The following is a 3,550-nucleotide window of genomic DNA, read 5'->3' as shown; positions in this document are numbered from 1 at the left end:
GCTGGCCAGCGGCGCCTCGCTGACGCTGGACATGCCGGAACTGAAGGGCTTCAACTTCTCGGGCGGCCTGACGCTGTCGCCGGAATTCGCCGCGCTGCTGGCCGGCCTGGTGATCTACACCTCGGCCTTCATCGCCGAAGTGGTGCGCTCGGGCATCCAGGCGGTGAACAACGGCCAGTGGGAAGCGGCCGGCTCGCTGGGCCTGCGCCGTCCGCTGGTGCTGCGCCTGGTGGTGTTGCCGCAGGCGCTGCGCGTGATCATCCCGCCGATGACCAGCCAGTACCTGAACCTGACCAAGAACAGCTCGCTGGCCGTGGCCATCGGCTATCCGGACATCGTGTCGGTGGTCAACACCACGCTGAACCAGACGGGCCAGGCCATCGAGGGCATCCTCATCATCATGGCAGCCTACCTGACGGTCAGCCTGTCGATCTCGATTTTCATGAACTGGTACAACAAGCGCATCGCGCTGGTGGAGCGTTGAGATGAGCAGCACTACGCATACCCCCAGTGAAGGCCTGCCGCCGCCCAAGACGCATACCGGCCTCTGGGCCTGGCTGCGCAGCCGCCTGTTTTCCTCGCCGCTGAACATCCTCATCACGGTGCTGGCCGCCTGGTTCCTGCTGATGGCGGTGCCGGCGCTGGTGGAGTGGGCCTTCATCAAGGCCAACTACACGGCCAGCAACGCCCAGGAATGCCGCCAGTCGGTGGGCGGCGCCTGCTGGGCCTTCATCATTGAAAAGCACCGGCTGATCCTGTTCGGCACCTACCCGTTCGACGAGCAATGGCGCCCGCTGATCGCCACCATCATCCTGGTGGCGGTGATCGTGTGCAGCGGCATCCGCCGTTTCTGGAACTGGAAGCTGGCCCTGATCTGGACCGTCGGCCTGACGGCCGTCGCGCTCCTGATGTGGGGCGGCGTGTTCGGCCTGAGCTACGTCGAGAACGCGCGTTGGGGCGGTCTGCCGCTCACGTTGATCCTGTCGACCTTCGGCATCGCCTTCGCCTTCCCCATCGGCGTGCTGCTGGCCCTGGGCCGGCGCTCGAAGATGCCGGCGATCAAGGCGCTGTGCGTCGTGTACATCGAGCTGATCCGGGGCGTGCCGCTGATCAGCCTGCTGTTCATGTCCTCGGTGATGCTGCCGCTGTTCCTGCCGGAAGGCTTCTCCATCGACAAGCTGCTGCGCGCGCAGATCGCCATCATCATGTTCGCGGCGGCCTACATCGCCGAGACCGTGCGCGGCGGTTTGCAGGCGATCCCGAAGGGTCAGTACGAAGGCGCCGATTCGCTGGGCCTGAACTACTGGCAGCAGATGCGCAAGATCATCCTGCCTCAGGCGCTGAAGATCGTGATCCCGCCGCTGGTGAGCATCTTCATCGCGCTGTTCAAGGATACCTCGCTGGTGGTGATCATCGGCATCTTCGACCTGACGCTCGCGGCCAAGGCGGCCCTGTCCGACGCGGCATGGCGCGGGTTCGGGGTGGAGGCGTACCTGTTCATCTCGCTCATCTACTTCGTGTTCTGCTTTTCCATGTCCAAATACAGCCAGGCGCTGGAACGGCGACTGGCCACTGGCCACGCGCGCTAGCCACTACCGCGCGTCCGCCGCGAGGCGGGCGCGCACAGCGATATCTACGGGAGTACAGGCATGTCTGATGCCATCATTCGTTTGCAGGACGTGAACAAGTGGTACGGCCAGTTCCACGTTTTGCGCAACATCAACCTGGACGTGGCGCCGGGGGAACGCATCGTGGTCTGCGGACCGTCGGGTTCCGGCAAGTCCACCATGATCCGTTGCATCAACCGGCTGGAAGAGCACCAGAAGGGCCACATCATTGTGGACGGCACCGAGCTCACCAACGACCTCAAGCACATCGAGACGATCCGCAAGGACGTGGGCATGGTGTTCCAGCACTTCAACCTGTTCCCGCACCTGACCGTGCTGGAGAACCTGACGCTGGGCCCCATGTGGGTGCTGAAGAAGCCGCGCGCCGAGGCCGAGGCCACGGCCATGAAATACCTGGAGCGCGTGCGCATCCCCGACCAGGCCAAGAAGTTTCCCGGCCAGCTGTCCGGCGGCCAGCAGCAGCGCGTGGCCATCGCGCGTTCGCTGTGCATGAGCCCCAAGATCATGCTGTTCGATGAGCCGACCTCGGCGCTCGACCCCGAAATGGTCAAGGAAGTGCTGGACGTGATGGTGAGCCTGGCCCAGGAAAGCGGCATGACCATGCTGTGCGTGACCCACGAAATGGGCTTCGCGCGCAAGGTGGCCAACCGCGTCATCTTCATGGACCGTGGCGAGATCATCGAGCAGAACAGCCCGGACGAGTTCTTCGACAATCCGCAGAACGAACGCACCAAGCTGTTCCTGAGCCAGATCCTGCATTGACGGGCGGCGAATCCGGCATGAAAAAGCCGCCTTCGGGCGGTTTTTTCATCGTCGGGCCGCTGCGGTATGCTACGAGCCGCCATTCAAGCGTAGACAGGAGCAAGACCCCATGAACCAAGCCCCCCGCAGCGCCGTCCGTCGCGTCCTGCTGAGCGGCGCCGTGGCGCTGGCCGCCGCGCTGTCCTTCGGCGCGCCCGCCCAGGCCCAGAACACCGATTTCCCCACCAAGCCGCTGCGCTTCGTGGTGCCTTACCCGCCCGGCGGCCCGCTCGACACCATGGCCCGCATGCTGGCCGAGAAGGTGCGCGGCTCGCTGGGCCAGCCTGTCATCGTCGAGAACCGCTCCGGCGCGGGCGGCAACATCGGCGCCGACCTGGTGGCCAAGGCGCCGGCCGACGGCTACACGCTGGTCATGGGCGCGGTGGCGACCCACGCCATCAACCCCTGGCTGTTCGCCAACCTGCCGTATGACCCGGTCAAGGACTTCGCACCGGTCACCATCGTGGCCTCGGTGCCGAACGTGCTGGTCATGAACGTCGAGTTCGCGCAGAAGAACAAGATCGAGAAGCTGGCCGATCTGATCGACTACGCCAAGAAGAATCCCGGCAAGCTGAACTACGGCTCGGGCGGCAACGGCAGCGCCGGCCACCTGTCGGGCGAGCTGCTCAAGGCGCGCGCCGGCATCAGCGTCGAGCACATTCCCTACCAAGGCGCCGCGCCCGCGCAGCTGGCGCTGCTGTCGGGCCAGTCGGACTTCATGTTCGACAACCTGGCCGCGTCCGCGCCGCTGATCAAGGACGGCAAGGTCAAGGCGCTGGCCGTGACCACCGCCAAGCGCTCCTCGTTGCTGGCCGATGTGCCCACCGTGGAAGAGTCCGGCGTCCAGGGCTTCGACCTGGGCACCTGGTTCGGCGTCTTCACCACGGGCGGCACGCCCGCGCCGGTGGTCGCCAAGCTGAACCAGGCCTATGCCGACGCGATGAAGCAGGACGACGTCAAGCAGCGCCTGTTGACCATGGGTTCGGAAGCGGGCCCGATGACGCCGGAAGCCTTCGCCGAGTTCGTCAAGAACGAAAAGGCCAAGTACCAGGAGATCGTCAAGATCTCGGGCGCCAGCCTGAACTGATACGGCTTTGAACCAAGGACGGCCCGGCGCGCCA

The 3,550-nt window shown here is 65.2% G+C and carries 4 protein-coding genes; all 4 read left to right on the top strand.

Annotated elements, in window-relative coordinates; translation table 11 throughout:
- On the top strand, nucleotides 1–484 hold a 484-nt coding region (locus tag AC6LJ5_RS30090), incomplete at its 5' end, for an ABC transporter permease subunit (RefSeq protein WP_498142427.1).
- A gap of 1 nt (nucleotide 485) precedes the next feature.
- Nucleotides 486–1,589 (top strand): amino acid ABC transporter permease, encoded by a 1,104-nt coding sequence (locus tag AC6LJ5_RS30085; protein ID WP_103272247.1) that lies wholly within the window; start codon nucleotides 486–488, stop codon nucleotides 1,587–1,589.
- Between the two features lie 60 nt (nucleotides 1,590–1,649).
- Entirely contained in the window at nucleotides 1,650–2,390 is a 741-nt protein-coding gene (locus tag AC6LJ5_RS30080) for an amino acid ABC transporter ATP-binding protein (protein WP_103272248.1), read from the top strand.
- A 109-nt stretch (nucleotides 2,391–2,499) separates the two neighbouring features.
- Nucleotides 2,500–3,516 carry a Bug family tripartite tricarboxylate transporter substrate binding protein gene (locus AC6LJ5_RS30075; protein WP_103272249.1) on the top strand — a complete coding sequence of 339 codons (1,017 nt, stop codon included), beginning with the start codon at nucleotides 2,500–2,502 and terminating at the stop codon, nucleotides 3,514–3,516.
- The last annotated feature ends 34 nt before the right edge of the window (nucleotides 3,517–3,550 follow it).

The organism is Achromobacter sp. 1011791174, assembly GCF_059760925.1.
This window is presented reverse-complemented; position numbering and strand designations above follow the sequence as displayed.